Below are 18,689 nucleotides of genomic sequence, written 5' to 3'. Positions count from 1 at the left end.
TGATGAAAAGAAGTGAATTTATCAGAAATAGCCTACTCACCGTCGGTGCTATAACCACAGGTGCAGGAATTACCAATACTTTTGCAGCCGAAAAGCCTAGTACTGCTCTTGGCGATAAGACCTTTAATCTCGATTACGCTCCGCACCAGGGCATGTTCGAAAACCATGCCGGTAAAAGCTTTTTAGATCAGATCCAGTTTATGTACGATAAAGGTTTCCGCTCTATTGAAGACAACGGCTACCTTAACCGCCCTGTTGAAGAACAGGAAAAAATTGGTAAGCTGCTGTCGAAATTAGGTATGCGCATGGGGGTATTTGTGGTTGATGGCGGTGATAACTGGAAAACATCGCTCACTACCGGTAAAAAAGAGTTTAAAGATAAGTTTGTAGAAACCTGCAAAAAATCAGTAGAAGCCGCTAAACGATGCAATGCCAAATGGCTAACCGTAGTACCCGGCTTTTACGAACGCAATTTACCTTACGGCAACCAGTTTGCCAACGTAATAGATGCCATGCGTGCAGGCGCTGAGATTTTTGAGCCACACGGCTTAATTATGGTACTCGAAACTTTAAGCGATACCCCGGAGCTTTTTCTGCAAAAAACCAACGAAACATACGCGGTATGTAAGGCTGTTAAAAGCCCCTCGTGCAAAATCCTTTACGATATTTACCACATGCAGCGCACCGAAGGTGATCTGATCAAAACCATCGACCGCTGCTGGGATGAAATTGCCTACATCCAGATCGGTGACAATCCGGGCCGAAAAGAGCCGACCACAGGCGAAATCAACTATAAAAACCTGTTCAAACACCTTCATAAAAAAGGTTATAAAGGTGTTATGGGGATGGAGCATGGTAACTCGAAAGGTGGTAAGGAAGGTGAGCTGGCAGTAATTTCCGCCTACCGTAGTGAGGATAACTTTTTGTAATTAAAATCCGTCATTTTCAACGGTGAAGCAGTTTTAATGCTTGCGCTACTAGCGCTCGAAGATTGCTTCGCCGGCTGAAAAAACCTTCCCAGCAACGACGGATTTTCTAGTGCCAAGGTCGCTTCTGTACAAACCAACCCCATTTCCACCTACCCAACCTTCAAAACCCATACCGAAACACTACCACCATTACAGTAAAACTCTGCCCAGCCGTTTTCATCTATGGTTATCTCCTCTTCCCGGTTGCCCAAAGCGTCAATAAAGGTCTTCCCTGCAAAAAGAGCGCCTAATTCCATTTGTTTAAAGCCATCATCTCCCGTGCTCAAAAGCACCGCCAAACCACTGTTTTCATGTTCCTCATCACCGGCGCGTGTCCAGCCGATACAATCGCTATGATCAAAATAATCGCGCTGCTCACCATAAGCCAAAGCGGTACGGATTTTACTCATCGTTTCTACCTCTGGTATCCCTACAAGTTCCACATGTACATCCTCGCCCGCTTCATTCTTGTCGTCATAAATCCCGCCGTATAAATCCGGGAAAAACAAGCACGGAATGCCCTGTATGCGTAATAAAATTAACGCATAGGCCAATGGCCTGAACCAAAATTCCACATACGATTCCAGGGCTTGTAAAGGTTGCGAATCGTGATTATCGACAAAAGTAACCGCCAGCTCAGGCTTAACTTGAACCAGCGTGCCCTCAAAAATGGTACTCATGTCGAATTCGCCGCCGGCTTTGCTGGCCAGAAAAAAATTATGGTGTAAAAGCGAATCAAAAATCTGCGTGCGGCCTCCTGTAGTTTCAATGTAAGCCAGCTGACCTTCAATATCCTCCACATTCCAGTCTTCGGCTACGATAAAGAATTCGCGGCTGTATTTATGGTTCAGGTGGTCAATCCATTCGATAATGAAATCGGGGTTAATGTGTTTCACTGCATCCAGCCTGAAACCATCTACGCCGGTAGTTTCTACTACCCATTCGCCCCAGTACTTCAGTTCTTCTATCACCGCGCGGTTGCGGTAATCAATATCATTAAACATCAGGTAATCGTAATTGCCAAATTCGCTTGAGGGCACCTTTTCAAAACCCTCTCCATAGGTATTTTGGATCGAGTAAATGGCAGTTTCCTGCAGATCTTCCGCCCAATCAACCCCGCTAAAACATTCGTGGTTCCATATAAATTCCGAGTATTTACCCTGACGGCCCGGAAAGGTGAACTTCGTCCAGGCTTCAATTTCAAAAACATCGCTGGTAAATTCGTTTCGATCTTCAGGGTTAACCCTGCGAACGGCTATTTTCTCCAGCTCATCGCCCCCTGCTTTATGGTTAAATACCACATCGGCCAAAGCCGCAATTCCTTCCTGGTGCAGGGCCTCAATGGCTTGTACATATTCGTCTTTCGATCCATATTTCGTCGGCAAGCTGCCTTTTTGGTCAAACTCACCCAAATCAAACAGGTCGTAAACTGCGTAGCCTACATCGTAAGCCGCGTTGTGCGATTTGTAGGCAGGCGGCAACCACACTGCGGTAACGCCAAGCGATTTTAAATGACTGGCCTCTTTGGCCACTTTAGTCCATAATTTTTGTTCTTCGTTATAATACCAATGGAAAAATTGGATCAGGGTCTGGTTCTGCATCAAATAGATTTTTGATTACATAACATGTTTAATATGCAATTGTTTTTTTTAGATTTACAGGAATAACCCTGTATGCTTTTTCTGCTGTTTTCGCAGATCACCGCAAAAAAACAAAACAATCACTCTGCGCGCTAGTCTGTTTCATCTGCGGGAAAAATCTAACCCATAATTCTCCTGCTGATTGCAGAGATTTCCATGGAAATAGCATAGCTGCCCGTTTTAAATACAACTTTAACAACAATTTCCTTATTTTTGCGGGCAAATGAGCTTAAAAAAGAAATTTGCCAGAGAGAGTTTTACCATCATGAACGAGTTGGTATTGCCGAACGATACCAATACGCTAAACAACCTGATGGGTGGCCGCCTGCTCCACTGGATGGATATTGCAGCGGCAATTTCAGCGCAAAAGCACTGCAACCGCATTGTGGTAACCGCATCGGTTGATAATGTTTCTTTTAAGCAACCCATTAAACTCGGCGACGTAATTACTATTGAAGCCAAGGTTACCCGCGCTTTCAATACTTCGGTAGAGGTACGTTTGGATGTTTGGGCAGAGAACATTCCCAGTGGTGCACGCCAGAAAAGCAATGAGGCATATTACACCTTTGTAGCCGTAGATCAGAGTGCCCGTACCATTCCCGTACCCGAACTGATGCCAGAAACACCTGAGGAAAAAGACCTGTATGATGGTGCCCTGCGCCGTCGCCAGTTACGCCTGGTTTTAGGTGGCAAAATGGATCCGGATGATGCCAGCGAACTGAAGGCACTCTTCTTTAAAGCCTAATTTTTACACTAAAACTTCTTGGTAGTTAAACGGTTTGTTTTATTTTAGCAGCTTACCCTGCGCTGAAAAATATGACAACCTATACCATACTTATTATTTTAAGCGGATTGGTGATCTTCTCCTATCTGTTTGATCTGGTGGCTAGTAAAACCAAAGTCCCGTCGGTTTTACTGTTACTTTTATTAGGCATAGGCCTGCGGTTTCTGGTTGATTATCTCCAGATCCATACCTTCAATTTTCTGTCTATTTTACCTATGCTGGGTACTGTTGGGCTAATTCTGATTGTTTTCGAGGGTTCGCTCGAGCTGAAATACGACCAGCATAAAAACAAAGTTATCCGTACGGCTTTATTATCGGCGCTAAGCGTTTTATTAGGTTCCATTGCTGTTATTACTGCTATTATTTATAAAATCACGCATCAGGATTTATACACCTGCATGGCCAATGCCATTCCTTTTAGCGTAATTAGTTCTGCCATTGCCATCCCTTCGGCAGCTGCCCTGGGCAATAAAGACCGCGAGTTTGTAATTTACGAATCTTCCTTTTCCGATATCCTGGGGGTTATTATCTTTAACTTTGCCATTACCAACCACGGCTTTAGTACTTCGGCAGTGATTGGCCTCGGCTTAAGCACTTTTTTAATTGTACTGCTCTCGGCCATTGCCTGCGTGGTATTGCTTTATATCATGGGCAGGCTTGTACACCACATTAAATTCTTTTTAATTATTGCCATACTCATACTCGTTTACGCCATAGGTCAGTCGTACCATTTATCTTCGCTAGTGCTCATATTAAGTACCGGTTTATTCCTCAATAATGCCGATACCATCCGGAATGCCTGGTTCAGGAGTGTGTTTTTGTATAAAAATCTGTCAACAGATTTATCGCAGCTTTACCAACTCTCTGCCGAGAGTGCTTTCATTTTACGCACCTTCTTTTTTGTGATATTTGGATTTACCATGAACCTGAACGAGCTGAACAACCAGAATGTACTAGCCAACGGATTTTTCATCCTGCTCGCTATTTACCTCATCAGATTAGTGTTTCTAAAAGTATTTAAAAAAGAAAGCCTGAGTCCCATTTTATACATTGCTCCGCGTGGTTTAATCAGTATATTGCTGTATTTGCACCTACCTGATAGCCTGAAAATACCCGGAGTAGGCACGCCGTTTTTATTCCTGGTGGTATTGGGCTCCAGTATCATAATGACGCTGGGCATTACCCTCAGCAAAAGAAAAACAGCCGAAATACCTAAGGTCTAAAGCTGCCTGAAATGGCTTTGAGCTGTTGCAGCTCGGCCAAAGTGTTGGGGTTGGCCTGGTAATAAATAGAATAATAACTCAGCTCTTCTACCTGTTTGGGAGCTTTATCACTGAACTTAAAACGTGCAACATTAGGGTTAATGGCATGAATAGGTAAAGCAATGGCATTGCCCAATGCGGTAAAAATAACCGAAAATACAGTGGCCGATACATCTTCCTTAAAAGTTGGTTCTTCTTTGCCCCATTTATCTACCATTTTACCACTGGCATCCATTTTATATTCTTCAGCGCGGTCTTCACCAATTTTAATTAAACTAAATCCTTCATAGCCTTTTTTGACCGTCCTGATTTGCACCGTTTTAATTTCATTAAGCAGCACCGGAATAAGCGTACCCTCATGATTTAAAACCACCTTTACCGAATCTACCCTTTGCAAAATACCTTTGTACTTAGCCTTTTCGGTTTTAACAATGGCGATATAGGGTTTAATGCTTTGACCCATAGCCAGAGTAGCGGTAAAAAAAAGAGAGAGGGTAAAAAAGATGGTTTTCATATGAAAGCGTTAAGATTGCTCAAGATAGTAAGATCTTATGTAAAAGAGTAATGCACGGAGCACGGCCTTACGCGCTTAGCGTTAGGCTTTAGTCCAGTAACTGCCAACTCCAAACTGAAAAGTCCCATCTGCAAACTGCCTAGCTTCCCATCTCCAGGATCTTATCAAATTCGGCAGCTTTTAAAGGCATAACCGAAAGACGGCCCTGGCGCACAAGCGAAATATCAACCAAACTTGGTTCGGCTTTGATCTGCTCTAACGAAACCGGATTTTTTAAGCTTTCAACAGGCGATAAATCAACCACCACCCAGTTGGTATCATCGGTTGTAGGGTCTTGATAAAACTCTTTTACTACTTTGGCAATACCCACTACGTTTTTCCCCTCGTTACTGTGGTAAAAAAGCACTAAATCGCCTTCCTGCATGGCTTTGAGGTTATTCCGGGCCTGGTAATTACGCACGCCATCCCAAAAGGTGCGGCCATCTTCATTAAATTTCTCCCAGCTGTATTTAAAAGGTTCTGATTTGACTAACCAATGATTCATTATTTTCTGTTTTTAAAGGGCTTTAAAGGCATATTATTAGTTCGATTTTCGAATTGGCGACAAAAGTGGCGACAAAAGCAACTTTATGAAACAGTCAAAACAATCCCAACTTATACACATTTGGGAAGATTATGAATTCTATTTAAGCGTTCCGAAAAACTTTACAGGTTCTAATAAACCTTATGTCTACTATTATTATTTAGATGTCAAAACTACTAAATCTACACGGATTAGGAAATACATTGGAAAGAATGACGGGAATATAAAATTGATCAAAGATGAAGCTAAGAAACTAATATTAGAATTAGTTACATTACTCAACGACAATTGGAACCCTATAACGAATTTACAGAATGAAGAGGTTATAAACTCAACTTCGTCAATTGAGGAATGCATTGCATATTGGATAAATAAACGTGAAGAGGCTCTTAAAAATCAATCGATTGCTAAGAAAACGCTTAAGAATAACAAAATTCTGATGATGCATTTTAGATCGTTTCTCAACAATAATAGTCTTACCCACATTAAAGCTAAAAACATAACTAACGTACACGTAAAGGAATTTGCTGACAGTAAAGCATTTGAAAGGAACTGGGGTAAAGTAAGTTACAACACTTATCTTATTGACCTCGGAACATTCTTCAATTATTTAAAAGATCTAAAAATCATTAAAGAAAACCCATGCGATAAAGTAAGTAAGAAAATTACACGTTATGATTCAACACGTTTTAAAGTGTTTGAGAAAGATGAATTGCTGCAAGTTTCTTCTCTCCTATCGTCCGACAAACGTTATTTTGGGTTACATGTTGCAACAAAATTCCTATTTAAGTACAATATAAGGCCGCTGGAATTAACTAGACTGCAGATTATAGATTTAAATTTAAAGGATGAAATATTAACAATACCGCATACAAAAACAAAGAATGGAAATGAAGCGCGCTTTAAATTAGATGACGAAACTCTCACCTTACTGCGAAAGCTAATCTCTGGTTGCCCTGAAGAATGGTATATTTTCGGAGGAAGAAATAAACCCGCGGCGTTGCAGGTCTGCTCAGATTACTTCGGTCAAAACTGGAGGTTCTTCAAAAATAAATACAAGCTGCCAATGCATTTAAAACTCTATGCATTAAAACATACCTCTAATTATTATGATATAGAATCGGGAGCTAGTTATGAAGAAATCCGTCAACGGAATAGACATGCCAATTTACAGGTTACAACGCTCTACATAAAGGAAAGATTGTTTAAAAATGAAATAAAGCCATCGAAGAGTGTTCTATTTTAGATATCGCGGATAATTTGATAGCGGAGTCTCAAAGCTCCGCTATATCCAGATATACAACTATTTCTCTATTTATATCATAAGTTATAATAATTTTTTTGCCTCATCTGATGCCCAGATTTAACCATGAAAATGCATACCTAAACCACCATAAGACCTATAAATTTACTTGCATTCGATATTACTTTATGAAGTTAAAGGCTAAGTGCTAACTTTAAGGCTCAGATTCACCACGATGGAATACACATTTGTTATAGAAGAAATAGGCAATATCAATGCAGACCTCAATATTATTGCAAAATATCATGATGGTACAAGGTCTTTGCTAAATCCTAATAAATCTAACATCATAAATGCAACAGCAAATATCAGATTACTTTATAAAATCGATGGTGAGGAAGCATATATAACAAACGATTTCAACATTGGGAAAGTTACCCATAAAGTACAAATCGAAGAAAGTCACTTACAAAACCTATTTGTATTACTTAGAAATATGAATGATGTTGAGTGGGGCTATTACCAAGCCCACTTTTCGTCTGATGATGCAATAAACGGGATTAATTTAAATGCGGAATTAAAAAGCCTAATTACAGATCTTAAGGTTCTGAAAGCGCAATTATCTACTGATGAAATACTGGAGACTAAGATCAAGCTGAGAGAACTTAAAAAGGTTGGTAAAAGTGAAGTACCTTATGATGTGCGAGGAATGGGTGTAACGGTCAATGGTTTAGATGAAAACAAGCAATTGATAAAAGTAATATTGAAAAATAGAATTAAGCAAATACAAGATATAAGCTATCTCTACTATCATATTACAGATTCGCATCCAAGTGGTTGGAATGACGATTTAACCGACGAAATCCTAGAATATCTACAACAGCCATTTCCAGATTACAGAGCTAGATGGTTATTTGGAAGATATGCAACGCAAAAAATCTTAGCCTATTTAAAAGCCGAAACCACTCTGCAAGAAAAAGACATTGAGGTTACGCAATCCCAAGCGGTTTTAATATATACCCTCTTTCTTTTATTTGGAGTTATCGACATCAAAATTGAAAACGATATTCCAGTATCAAAATCAGACCGTGATAAGGCCAAGCTTATACGTTCGTTCCTAAGGCAAGATCTAAAAGATAAAGAGGTTGAATTCTATAATCTCACATTTACTCCATTTATAAATAAAATTTAATAGCCTGATTATCAGTTGACACAGATTTCTAAAAAGGTAATTTTCTGTGGCTTTTAAGGTATTCTGATCATTGCAGTGTCGGAGGTTAATAGCCACTAAAAAAACCGACACAAACACAATGTCACTATATAAAAAATTCAAGAAAGCAACCGGCGTTGCTAACGTAAACCCTACAAACCTGTTCTTTACCGAACATAATGTAAATGGTTACTGTTCAAAAGGAGAATTCTGTAATTATGCGGAGCACTTATCAGAATTACAGTTTAAACATGTTGAAGAAATGTTTAAATACATTAACATGAGATGTAAAATATCAAACAGTCCAGAACCGAAAATGGACTTCAAAACTCAAGAGTTTAACATCTGGGTACATTTTGAATTGAAGAACGGTAAACGAAGACTACCTCTTCCTCATGATGAAGGGATTCTAGCGTTCTTGATTGACTATCAAGTACAGGGCATCAATTTTGAAGTCGACTTCGAATTGTTACTATCAGAAGCAGGAGTAAATTTCTCTGAAACCAGAGATTAACAATTCACAAGGGGGAGCAATCGCTTCCCCTACTCAACAAAAACTTTAATAACAATTTAAAACATGCGACAGGCAACGCATAGGAATTCTATTGCCTTTAGATTATGAAAAATAAGAGAATCAAAATATATAAAATTAATAAAGGTCAATATCTAAATGAAATTGAGCCTTTCAAGTCCAAGGGAATACCTAGCAACATTATCCTATTCAAAGAATTGCCTGGTTGTGGAGCAACAAGGTGCGAAATTGAGTTCCCTCGACACAGCATAATTGTCGAGCCAAATGTTCCAGTAATTAAGGGGAAAAAGAAACAGTTTGGCAAGTTAGTATGCGGCATATTCGAAGGAGTAACAACGGATGATATACTGGCATATCTAGAAAACAATATCGAATACAAGAAATTAATCGTTACGCCAGAATCATTCTGGAAAGTTAAGGAAGCACTTGAAGATTCAAGGTTCGAAATTTATACAGACTTCTTTCTTTTATTTGACGAGTGTGAGAAAATCATTCAAGATATCAGTTACCGTACAGATATTGCTCTACCAATGGATGACTTCTTCCGATTTGAGCACAAGGCTTTTGTTTCAGCTACACCTATAGTACCAAGTGACCCCAGATTTGAGTTAAACAAATTCACTGTACATAAAATTCAACCCAGCTTTACCTACGCACAGAGTATGCAACTAATTTGCACCAATAATGTGCTAACGACGACCAAAAAGTTTATAGATGAAAATCCAAATGATAAGTACTTTATATTCTTTAATACAACCGATACAATTCACGAAGTAATTACTAAGCTTAAAATAAAGAATGAAAGCATCGTCTTTTGCGCAGAGAAAAGCAGAAGAAAGCTTCGAATCAATGGATATAAAGATTCTGATGTCAAAACAGAAATAACTGCATTTAAAAAATATAACTTCTTTACTTCTAGGTTCTTTTCTGCTGTTGACATTGATTACGACCTCTTCCAATGCAACCCAACAATCATCTTGATTACCGATATTGTTTCCGCGCAACACTCCATGTTAGATCCATTTACAGAAGCCATACAAATTCAGGGTCGATTTAGGGAAACGAAAGAACACCCGTTTACAAGAAACCTTGTGCACATTTCGAATGTTGATCCTGAATTGATATCGATGTCTGAAGCAGAGGTTAAAAAATACCTTGCAGAGTGCCATATTGTGTTCAAGGCAGTTCATCGGTATCATGAATCTGCTACTACAGCGGCTGCAAAAGACGTACTCAGTCAAGTACTTAAGAGAATTGACTATGCTAAATACTTAAAGAAATATAGTTTAGAGAGAAACTATGATATGATTGACAACTTAATATTTGAGGAAAGAGTAAAAGGCATATATCAAAACGCCAATAAGTTGAAAGATGCTTACTCAGAGTGCTCCCACTTTAAAATCGACAATAACTATGCTGAAGAATCGTATTCTTTTACTGATAAGGATCGTAAAAAGGCTAATAAGAAAAATATCCGCTTAAAAAGCTTAAATGAAATAGTTGCCGATAGTCTGACAGATCTACACACTAGAAAACGAATGAACCTAATTACAGAATTTGCATATACAATGGAGATCACAAGCTTTCAGTTAGACTTTCCAGAGCAAATGGCAATAATAAACAAATATGGTATTGACAACTCGGAGCTGGTAAATTTCAACATCTATCAAATACAGCATCTACTAATTAAACAGAAAAAGCAGGTCGACCACTTCGGAATGATGACCTATATCCAGCAGAATTTCCAAATAGGTAAAGCATATACCGGAAATAAAATGACTGCACTTTTGAAGGTTGGATTTAAGGATAACAATATTCACGGAATTACCCCAAGTCTAGACTACTTAAGAAAGTTTGCCAAATTCAATCCCTCTAATAAAAAGGCTTGGATGGGCAAGAATGAATTAGGAAAAGATATAAGAGGATATATTATTACTAAATTCGAGGATGGAACTTTAAACTAGGATTTTGATAACGTACAGTTTTGTTAAAAAGGTTAATCTATATGACCAGATTTAGAAACTGTACGTTTGTTCTAGAAATCGCCTAAGCAATAAACCTAGCTTCCCATTTAAAAATATTTTTTTTATAATTTCAACTAGCCACTTAAATTGAGCTCTGTACACCGCATTTACTGGGTGTAACATATCAAACCCCCGTACCTTTCTCTAGTGGAGATACAATGATTTCCAACTTTACCATTGAAAAATCTATTCTGAAAGTCGGACAACAAGCCTACCTAAAACCACCACTTTAGATTTAAAAACTGATGGATCCCGATTTGCCATTTACCAAAACTCACCATTAAACCCCAACGACATTTTACTTCTAAAGGGATCTAAACAAGGTAAAATCGACTAAATATCCTTAGCAATACAACTACATTAAAATCGACAATAACACAATGCACCGCCTAAAAATGGTGTATTTCCATTTATATACCAATTCAACATAGATGCTTCCATACGGAGGCATTTTCTATTTAACCCAAGTTTCACATTTAAAATTCTATTAAGATGCAAGCAAAAGCAAGAACCGCAAAGGCAGTAAAAACACAGACACAATTTGTTGTTATAAACGAGCAACAAGTATTGGTAAACACAGAAGTACAAAAAGCATACAATTTAATCGTTGATGCTGCTACAGAACAATTACGAAAGTTCGACCTAGCCAAATACAGAACCTATGCAATTGTCGACCATGTAAAGAATGAATACAAAAGCAACATGATCAGCGAACACCTAAATTACTTCTGGAACATTACCTTATCAAACAGTAAAGACGGCCGATCATTCATCTTTATAGACCTTGGTTCTGAAGCCCTAGAACGCTTCGGATCAGGTTTGACAAATATTTTCCTTCGTAAGGCTTACGAAATTACCCAGTCAAATGACAATACACCTGGTATTGAATATGCACTTAGAATCAACTTTAAAGAAGCCGATCAGCACCACAACTTCTTTTACCGCAGAATTGCCGAGGGAGAGAACAACTATGTATCTATAGCGACAGTTGATAAACTTGAATCATAAAATAAGGCGCAGAAATGCGCTTTATTTAATTCTGCTTATTATCTTTACCGTTACCAATAAAACGAAAGTTAAAAAGCAGATAAAGCAATATAATACATATTAAGATTTAGCGTAAGCTATCAGTTCTTGTCTAAGAAATCTGGAAAATTACAAAGACAACAAGAGCAGATAAGTTCACGCCTGTGCATAAAGCGCAGGTGCTGGCTTGTTTGTTGTTGTCGGGTTTTTCCAGAACCTCTTAGACGCAGACATAGCTCAGTCCTGCGCTTTATGCATAAAATAACATCGAGGTGGACAATCGATACAACCAAAGCATTGAGGCTCCAACGATGTCAAACGAATTACCCTTACTACGGATTCCCGTAATGCTAGGATACATTTTCTAGATACCTTAGGAACAGTCTTGCCTGAATGAAACGATAAAACCGAACTGAGACTATCGGTAAACAATGTAATGAAGAAATATCTAGTTTTAGCAGCTCTGATTCTTACTGGAGGTTTTGTCAAAGCGCAAATTGATTTTCCTGTTTATAAGCCGCTTCCACCAATTCAAAGGGTACAGCCACCACCGATGCAAACGTGGGAGCTACCAAAGAGAGAGAGGGCTTTAGAACAACCAGTACAAGAGTCGGAAACAACGGTAATAGCTAAGTTTGTGATTCAAAAAGCTACAGTAAATGGCGAAGACTACTCAGAACACTTTGTAAAAAATGGAGCTTGTCTGATTGTTTACACCGAAAAGGATTCAAAGGAGATTTTCTTTGCCAATCATTCACCTCGGAGCAATTCCATTAGCGCAGGAATGATGAGCAATCTGGAACTGAGCAGTAAAGCTGCAACTTCGACCGCTTACAAAACCCAAACATCCAAATTTAAATGGTCTTTTACCAATAGCTATGACAATGTAAAAGGAACGGCAGATGTTCATCTTCTTAAGATATATACTGAGGATGGTACAAGCTTTTCTTGCACAATCAGCTCAAAGGATACCTTTCTAAAATTTACTGGTTACATGGAAAACCCTAATAGCTATTAACATGAAACAGATAATTATGACATTGCTTGGCTTTTTTATCATCACGCAATATACACTCGCACAACCCAGTAAACTTGATGCTAAAAATGGTTTCAACGTATTGGTTCTTGGTTCCACAGTTAAACAAGTGAAAGCTACTGTATCCATACAAAAGATCAAGCAAGACGTTGAAGATAATTTTACCTATTTCAATGTAAAGAATGTTGAACGATATAAGTTGATTGGCGAAACCTTAAGTGCAATTCAGCTTGTCTTTTACAATGATCGATTATTAGAAATAGACCTGTTCCTTCCAGACAATGTAACAGCAAAACAAACCTTTACGGAATATGAAATTGCAGACAAAATCAGTAAGGAATATGGAAAATGGAATGAAAGAGAGTTAAGTGCTACGGATAGACTGGATTTGACTTCAAAGTTTGACATTACTGGAGACAAAGTAACGCTAATTCGATACCGCTACAAAGTTAAAAGTGACAATTACAGGATTTATATACCAGGCAACCGCTATGCATTTATTTCGCATGAAGTATCAAATGCAATTACAAGCAAAGAAGGGAATGGTCTATAGAGAAATCATTGAGCTAAATATACCTTATTGCAGAAAAGAAATGGACAGCAATGCCCAACATAAATAAATAGTGTCTTACTAACGAATTATACCAATGCCGTTACCAATTTATCCAATAACCTTAGTCGTCGCAGTAATTATCATTTATCTATACAGCGACAGAAAAAAATCAAATGGGTCACAAACAGATGAAAGTAATATCCAACCAGAAGTAAGTGTTAATCATTCCAACGAAACTGAAAAGGAATTTACTGCACGTTGTTATACTTTTATTAAAAACTGGTTTGAGCGGAACGATCTTAAGGTGTATTCTGCAAATAGGAAATCTTTCAGGATTGGTTTTGAAGAATCTGATGGTACATTAGTTGACTATTTTATTGACAGTCATTTTAACAGAAAGGTAATCGTCTTTCAAGCACCACTTTATTATGATATACCAGATCATAAGCTAGTTGAGGTTTCTGAGTTCGTAAATCGGTTAAATAGCAATCTATTTATCAGTTCGTTATACTTGAATTACGAAAAGAGACGAATTGAAACAAGATTGGTTTACCATATCGGGAACAATGACTTAGATGGTGATTCATTTGAATTTTACTATTCGATGCTAACTGGTGTTACAATTAGGAAGTCTATTGTTATGATCATTCAAAATAATGAAAACCCAGCTCTTGTGGCTATAGATTGGCCTAATTAGCATCCTAAATCCATTCCTCTCTCCAAAAAGCGGCTTAAGCGGAGAAAGGAATGATTTAGTCTTTAATTCAGTGGTTTGGCAACAATTAGCTTTCTTTTAAGCATGTGCTGTTACTCTTAGACAGTGGTATATCGGTTGCAGCAGTGCAACCCCGATTAGGAAGATCGGTATTCCGCACTGTCTAAGCTCACGAAAAACAACACGCCATCACTGCGTTCTGTCATGGTTTTTCTTTTGAGCAAGCGGAGTGCTCCATGAAAGCTCACTTATATTTATCTAGGATTTGCTTCGCTTGCATCCTGGATAAATCTAACCGCTTCCCCAGTTCAGCGTACCTGCGCAGTCACTCAGGCTTCAGCTTGTCACGATTACTGAGGATTTACCGCACATGAATTTAAAATTCAATAAATCTCGCCAAGCATCGTGTTTTATTGCATAAAACATATCGTTGCATCGTTCTGCGAACTTTACTGCAACGACCCTCGTTCCATACGCATGTCGGTACGCAGTTGAAGATCTTTGCTTGTATCAAATAAACTTTTATCTTTGAATTAGGTAAATTCATACTTAATTAATTCAGATAGCATGCTCTCAGAAGATCAAAAGAAAAATTTAATACAAACAATAAACAGTAAGGTTGCTACACTTACATGCCCAATGTGTAAGAATCATAAATTTGTACTTGCCGACGGATATTTCAACAATCCTATGCAAACAGACTTCTCAAGTATTTCAATTGGAGGACCAAGCATACCCTCGATAGCAATTGTTTGCAGTAATTGCGGCTTTATAAGCCAACATGCGCTAGGTGTTTTAGGTAAGCTTCCGCAACAAACATCTTAGGCATGGCAGTAGAATCTAATGATAATGTTGGTTCAGGCCTGTCGGTAGATATTGGTGACGAACTCTCAAAGAACATAACTTTACACAAGAATGTTAAGCAGCAACTCATATTAACAACTGTTGATAAAATCAAATTGGTGTTAATGGAAACTGAAAAGTATAGAGCTGCAAGCAAAGATTGGATTACACCTTTTGGACTCTCAATATCTTTTATTACCACTTTGTTGACTTCAGAGTTTAAAGATTCACTTGGTGCAACCAAAGAAATATGGCATGCGTTATTTATGCTTATGACATTAGGCAGCTTGGTTTGGTTGGTATTTAAACTAATCGCTTGTTATAATGGCCGAGGCAAAGGGAGTCATAGTGATATTATAAAGCAAATACAATTAACTGATGAAGTTCAACAGCAAAACTAATAAATGCAGATAGCAATAGGTGGAACAGCTAAGATAGTCGATGAGCCTAACCTATCGCCCTCATTGTCATAATGGGATATCTCCACTCTATGTCGCTCATGGCCTTGGCAAAACGGAAAATGTGTCTGCTGTAAACATTCTTTGAACTTGTATATTCAGTATATGCCAAATGTTGTTTGGTACATGCTACCAAATCATAAATTCTGTTGTATAAAAGTTTATATCTTTAGGTATTATTAACACTCATCAATCATGGAATCAAACCCTAGGGCAGTAATAGCCTTTATCGCAGCCTGTATAATAAACAACCAAAAGAAGTCATCTGTTTACGATTATGGTCAGTCAAAGCACATCAGCATTGGCGGAACACTTCATGCGGATAAAGTAAATGTTTTTGATTACGACCAGAGTTGTCACATTACAGGGCACGGAAGAAATGGAAAGCTAAACTTATTTCATTATGGCAACAGTCACCATATACAATTGACAATAACAGGAACTAAGTTTAAAGGTTTTGATTACGGTACAAGCTCACATTTCAATGGAACTGTTAATCGAAATTCGATAACAGTATTTGATTACGGGAAGAGCAGCTACTTTAACTATACCATCTAGGTAATCGATAGAGAAATACTTTGGATATCTATCCAACTATAACACCAATTTAAGCCTGTACCTCATCACGCCTAAAGAAATTCCGTCATAAACACCCGAGGCAACGCAATATGCATTCATTGCGTTGCTTCTTAATTAACATATAAATTAAATGCGATGAAAACGATATTCATCTTTCTAACTCTTGGTTTGTTATCAATTGCAGCTAGCGCTCAAAGCACATCGGAACCTCCAATTCAAAATATTTCACCAGACAGCACTGTCGTGTATCGACTATTTTCCACTCGGAACATGTATACATTTATCAAACTGAACACTAGAAATGGCCAAATGTGGCAAGTTCAATGGGGTACAGAGAGCAAGTATAGATTTGAGAGTACACTTTCGGATGTCTCTCTGGTAAGTCCTGCTGAAGAGAAAAATGGCAGATTCTTCCTTTATCCTACTACGAACACATATAACTTTATTTTGCTTGACCAAGTAAATGGTAAGTCGTGGCAAGTACAGTGGGGAAAAGAAGGAGAAAGAATGGTCATTCGTATATATTAATGGGGTTTTGAGTATGTGTACTTGATGCTAAGCTTGAAACCTACATTCTTAGAGAAATTGACATATATGGCACCATAGCGATGATATATCAATTTAGAATGAAAAGATTAGACTCAATCTCAAAAATATGAGTATTTACGGTTTACCGTATGGTAACTAACCTTTAACTATATACATTAGTAACAAATTAACCTTTCATAATGAAAAGAACTCCCTTTATATCAATAGCTATACCATTAATGGTCGCGCTATTAACATTTACATCCTGTAATCATAAAGAAAAACCCTTACGCATAATTACAACAAATGTTGTTGGAATGGATGAAAAACAGATAAGAAAAGATACCACTACTACTGTCGAATCAGAATACTTCGAAGTCAAACTATCATCTGTTAGCAATGGGGAATTTTATATTGCAGGCAAACAACTTCTAAAACCCCAAATTGGCAGAGAATATAAGACAGAGTTCTTTAAAGTCGTTGATGAACAAGGTAAAGAACTTGAATTTAAGACACCTACTGATTTCCTAAACTTTATGAGCAATGCAGGATATGAATTAAAAGAACAGGAAAAGCAGACGTTTGGTATTGATTACACTTTTAAAAAGAAACATGACTAAGTCACTGATGAGATACGTATTATATTTAACATTCTTTGCAATACTGGTTTGTTCTTGCAACAGCTCTAATTCCAATAAAGATAAATTCTATTCCGTTAATAAACCCACCGACCTGTTAATAAGTCCATCGGAATCATCAAAGAAATTGATTGACACAGGGGCTTCTACTCTTAACGACACGTTATACCGCACACTGATTATATCGAATAAATTAATAATATTGGACACCGATGGTAAGTTTAGTAAGGTTCAAGTAATGGAACCCAAGTCGCTGAGCAATATCTACATAGGTTGGATTCATACCGATGACTTGGTTCAATTTAACTTAGAAAAAGCAAAAGAAACACAGTTAGAAGTCAATACTTCAACCAATAGTAACACATCAACCCAGAGTATAACACCAACCCCCACTGGTTCTGAAGCACTAAAAGCCAGGATTAGTAATGGAATTAAAGATATCAATAAAGGGGATGATATATCCAAAATGGATCTATCTACACTACAGAATGTTAATATTGCCGTTACTGTATTTAAAATCTACGCTGGGCTGATTAAAGATGGCAGTGCTAGTTCAGATAAGGAGATATTAAGATTAACAAATACGCTTAGAAATAAGGCAGTTGCTTCGCAAATCAAATATTTTCCAAAGATCAGACGAGCATATTACCAACTTACTAGAGACAAGCTTTGGGAACATGATATTGAAGTCACGCTTGGTGGCAAAAGTAATTCGATACTTAAATTCACAGGTGGTTACTTTGCTGCAAATGCTAATAAAAAGGAAACACAGGAAGCACTGCAAGAAATGTTGACAACGTTGCGATTCAAACAAACCCAGTATCGGTGGTATAAGGGACAGGATGAATACACATACTATACAATCGAGTCCAACAGTGATAGTGAGTTAGTCAACTAAATATAGCATTCTACTTATCACTGTTAATGAAAAATACATTCCACCATAATAGACATATCGTACCGTCTACGATGGTTATTGAAGCTTTAGACGAGTATATTTACGCTATCGGAGAGATGCTCAAATACCGTAAACAAGATAGTTCTATATGGGCCAATCCCAACTTTGGCACTCTAGGTTACCCTGTTACAGTACTATTATTTGTTATTGTTGATACAATTGCGAGCTACCATTCTGAATCCAGTAAGCCACTACAAATAAAAGTTGATGGTAATAGTGTGAAGATTACAAGACCTTCCACTCACTTCAATATCTTGAATAGTGAATACTTCAATTTGGACCTTAAATCAAAAGAGATTAATGCGTTATACCGCATAGGAAGATCTAGACTGATCCATAACTCTGTCATCGGGGATGAACTGACCTTAGTGGCAGGACGAGGGGTTAAGTTTATTGAAGTGAATGAATATCCCGGAAAAGGAAAGTATGTTATATATCTAACCGATTTTTATGAAGCATGCATTGCCGCAGTTAATATGTTTAAAACGAATAAAGAGGAGATATTTAAACATAGCAAGAAAAAGACTTTACCGAAAAGCCAAGGCAATGATGGGTATTAATTATTACTCAAATATAAGCTTGCAATCTCATCACG

The 18,689-nt window shown here is 37.8% G+C and carries 20 protein-coding genes; 17 read left to right on the top strand and 3 right to left on the bottom strand.

The annotated features are described in order from the left end of the window. The first annotated feature begins 2 nt into the window (after positions 1-2). On the top strand, positions 3-929 hold the full coding sequence (locus HWV58_RS09725) for a hydroxypyruvate isomerase family protein (RefSeq protein WP_175634031.1): 927 nt from the start codon (positions 3-5) through the stop codon (positions 927-929). Between the two features lie 149 nt (positions 930-1,078). Here HWV58_RS09725 and HWV58_RS09720 read toward each other — a convergent pair whose 3' ends face one another. Continuing rightward, entirely contained in the window at positions 1,079-2,569 is a 1,491-nt protein-coding gene (locus tag HWV58_RS09720) for an alpha-amylase (RefSeq protein WP_175633923.1), read from the bottom strand. A 262-nt stretch (positions 2,570-2,831) separates the two neighbouring features. On the opposite strand from HWV58_RS09720, the gene HWV58_RS09715 reads away from it, so the two are divergent. Together HWV58_RS09715 and HWV58_RS09710 are read left to right on the top strand one after the other, a co-directional pair. Continuing rightward, positions 2,832-3,353, top strand: coding sequence for an acyl-CoA thioesterase (locus tag HWV58_RS09715; protein ID WP_175633922.1), 522 nt, complete (start codon positions 2,832-2,834; stop codon positions 3,351-3,353). Positions 3,354-3,424: 71 nt separating this feature from the next. Further along, a complete protein-coding gene (locus HWV58_RS09710) occupies positions 3,425-4,615 on the top strand; it encodes a cation:proton antiporter domain-containing protein (RefSeq protein WP_175633921.1) in 1,191 nt (396 codons plus the stop codon). Here the strand turns inward: HWV58_RS09710 and HWV58_RS09705 are convergent. Together HWV58_RS09705 and HWV58_RS09700 are read right to left on the bottom strand one after the other, a co-directional pair. Then, a complete protein-coding gene (locus tag HWV58_RS09705; RefSeq protein ID WP_175633920.1) occupies positions 4,605-5,168 on the bottom strand; it encodes a hypothetical protein in 564 nt (187 codons plus the stop codon). The genes HWV58_RS09710 and HWV58_RS09705 overlap by 11 nt on opposite strands. 139 nt (positions 5,169-5,307) lie before the next feature. Further along, positions 5,308-5,712, bottom strand: a complete 405-nt coding sequence (locus tag HWV58_RS09700; RefSeq protein WP_124560171.1) for an EVE domain-containing protein — start codon at positions 5,710-5,712, stop codon at positions 5,308-5,310. An 85-nt stretch (positions 5,713-5,797) separates the two neighbouring features. Between HWV58_RS09700 and HWV58_RS09695 the strand changes: the two genes are divergently transcribed. The 14 genes from HWV58_RS09695 (at position 5,798) to HWV58_RS09630 (ending at position 18,654) form a co-directional block, all read left to right on the top strand. After that, on the top strand, positions 5,798-6,997 hold the full coding sequence (locus HWV58_RS09695; protein ID WP_175633919.1) for a tyrosine-type recombinase/integrase: 1,200 nt from the start codon (positions 5,798-5,800) through the stop codon (positions 6,995-6,997). Between the two features lie 232 nt (positions 6,998-7,229). Further along, a complete protein-coding gene (locus tag HWV58_RS09690) occupies positions 7,230-8,186 on the top strand; it encodes a hypothetical protein (RefSeq protein ID WP_029275270.1) in 957 nt (318 codons plus the stop codon). Between the two features lie 118 nt (positions 8,187-8,304). Beyond that, positions 8,305-8,718, top strand: a complete 414-nt coding sequence (locus HWV58_RS09685) for a hypothetical protein (RefSeq protein WP_029275271.1) — start codon at positions 8,305-8,307, stop codon at positions 8,716-8,718. Between the two features lie 104 nt (positions 8,719-8,822). After that, positions 8,823-10,700 carry a hypothetical protein gene (locus tag HWV58_RS09680; RefSeq protein ID WP_175633918.1) on the top strand — a complete coding sequence of 626 codons (1,878 nt, stop codon included), beginning with the start codon at positions 8,823-8,825 and terminating at the stop codon, positions 10,698-10,700. Between the two features lie 552 nt (positions 10,701-11,252). Beyond that, positions 11,253-11,768 carry a hypothetical protein gene (locus HWV58_RS09675; RefSeq protein WP_175633917.1) on the top strand — a complete coding sequence of 172 codons (516 nt, stop codon included), beginning with the start codon at positions 11,253-11,255 and terminating at the stop codon, positions 11,766-11,768. Between the two features lie 454 nt (positions 11,769-12,222). Continuing rightward, positions 12,223-12,804, top strand: coding sequence for a hypothetical protein (locus HWV58_RS09670; protein WP_175633916.1), 582 nt, complete (start codon positions 12,223-12,225; stop codon positions 12,802-12,804). 1 nt (position 12,805) lies between these two features. Continuing rightward, positions 12,806-13,375, top strand: a complete 570-nt coding sequence (locus HWV58_RS09665) for a hypothetical protein (RefSeq protein ID WP_175633915.1) — start codon at positions 12,806-12,808, stop codon at positions 13,373-13,375. 94 nt (positions 13,376-13,469) lie between these two features. Further along, positions 13,470-14,072, top strand: a complete 603-nt coding sequence (locus tag HWV58_RS09660; RefSeq protein ID WP_175633914.1) for a hypothetical protein — start codon at positions 13,470-13,472, stop codon at positions 14,070-14,072. 845 nt (positions 14,073-14,917) lie between these two features. Further along, positions 14,918-15,334 (top strand): hypothetical protein, encoded by a 417-nt coding sequence (locus HWV58_RS09655; protein WP_175633913.1) that lies wholly within the window; start codon positions 14,918-14,920, stop codon positions 15,332-15,334. Positions 15,335-15,586: 252 nt separating this feature from the next. Beyond that, complete coding sequence (locus HWV58_RS09650; protein WP_108198087.1) at positions 15,587-15,949, top strand: hypothetical protein; 363 nt, start codon at positions 15,587-15,589, stop codon at positions 15,947-15,949. A 156-nt stretch (positions 15,950-16,105) separates the two neighbouring features. Then, a complete protein-coding gene (locus tag HWV58_RS09645; protein WP_175633912.1) occupies positions 16,106-16,498 on the top strand; it encodes a hypothetical protein in 393 nt (130 codons plus the stop codon). 200 nt (positions 16,499-16,698) lie between these two features. Further along, positions 16,699-17,118, top strand: a complete 420-nt coding sequence (locus HWV58_RS09640; protein ID WP_175633911.1) for a hypothetical protein — start codon at positions 16,699-16,701, stop codon at positions 17,116-17,118. 220 nt (positions 17,119-17,338) lie between these two features. Then, positions 17,339-18,034, top strand: a complete 696-nt coding sequence (locus tag HWV58_RS09635; protein WP_175633910.1) for a hypothetical protein — start codon at positions 17,339-17,341, stop codon at positions 18,032-18,034. Positions 18,035-18,060: 26 nt separating this feature from the next. Continuing rightward, complete coding sequence (locus HWV58_RS09630) at positions 18,061-18,654, top strand: hypothetical protein (protein WP_175633909.1); 594 nt, start codon at positions 18,061-18,063, stop codon at positions 18,652-18,654. Positions 18,655-18,689 lie beyond the last annotated feature (35 nt).

The organism is Pedobacter ghigonis, from assembly GCF_903166585.1.
GTDB lineage: Bacteria > Bacteroidota > Bacteroidia > Sphingobacteriales > Sphingobacteriaceae > Pedobacter > Pedobacter ghigonis.
The sequence above is the reverse complement of the archived record's forward strand: the minus strand, read 5'-3'. Positions and strand labels throughout refer to the sequence as shown.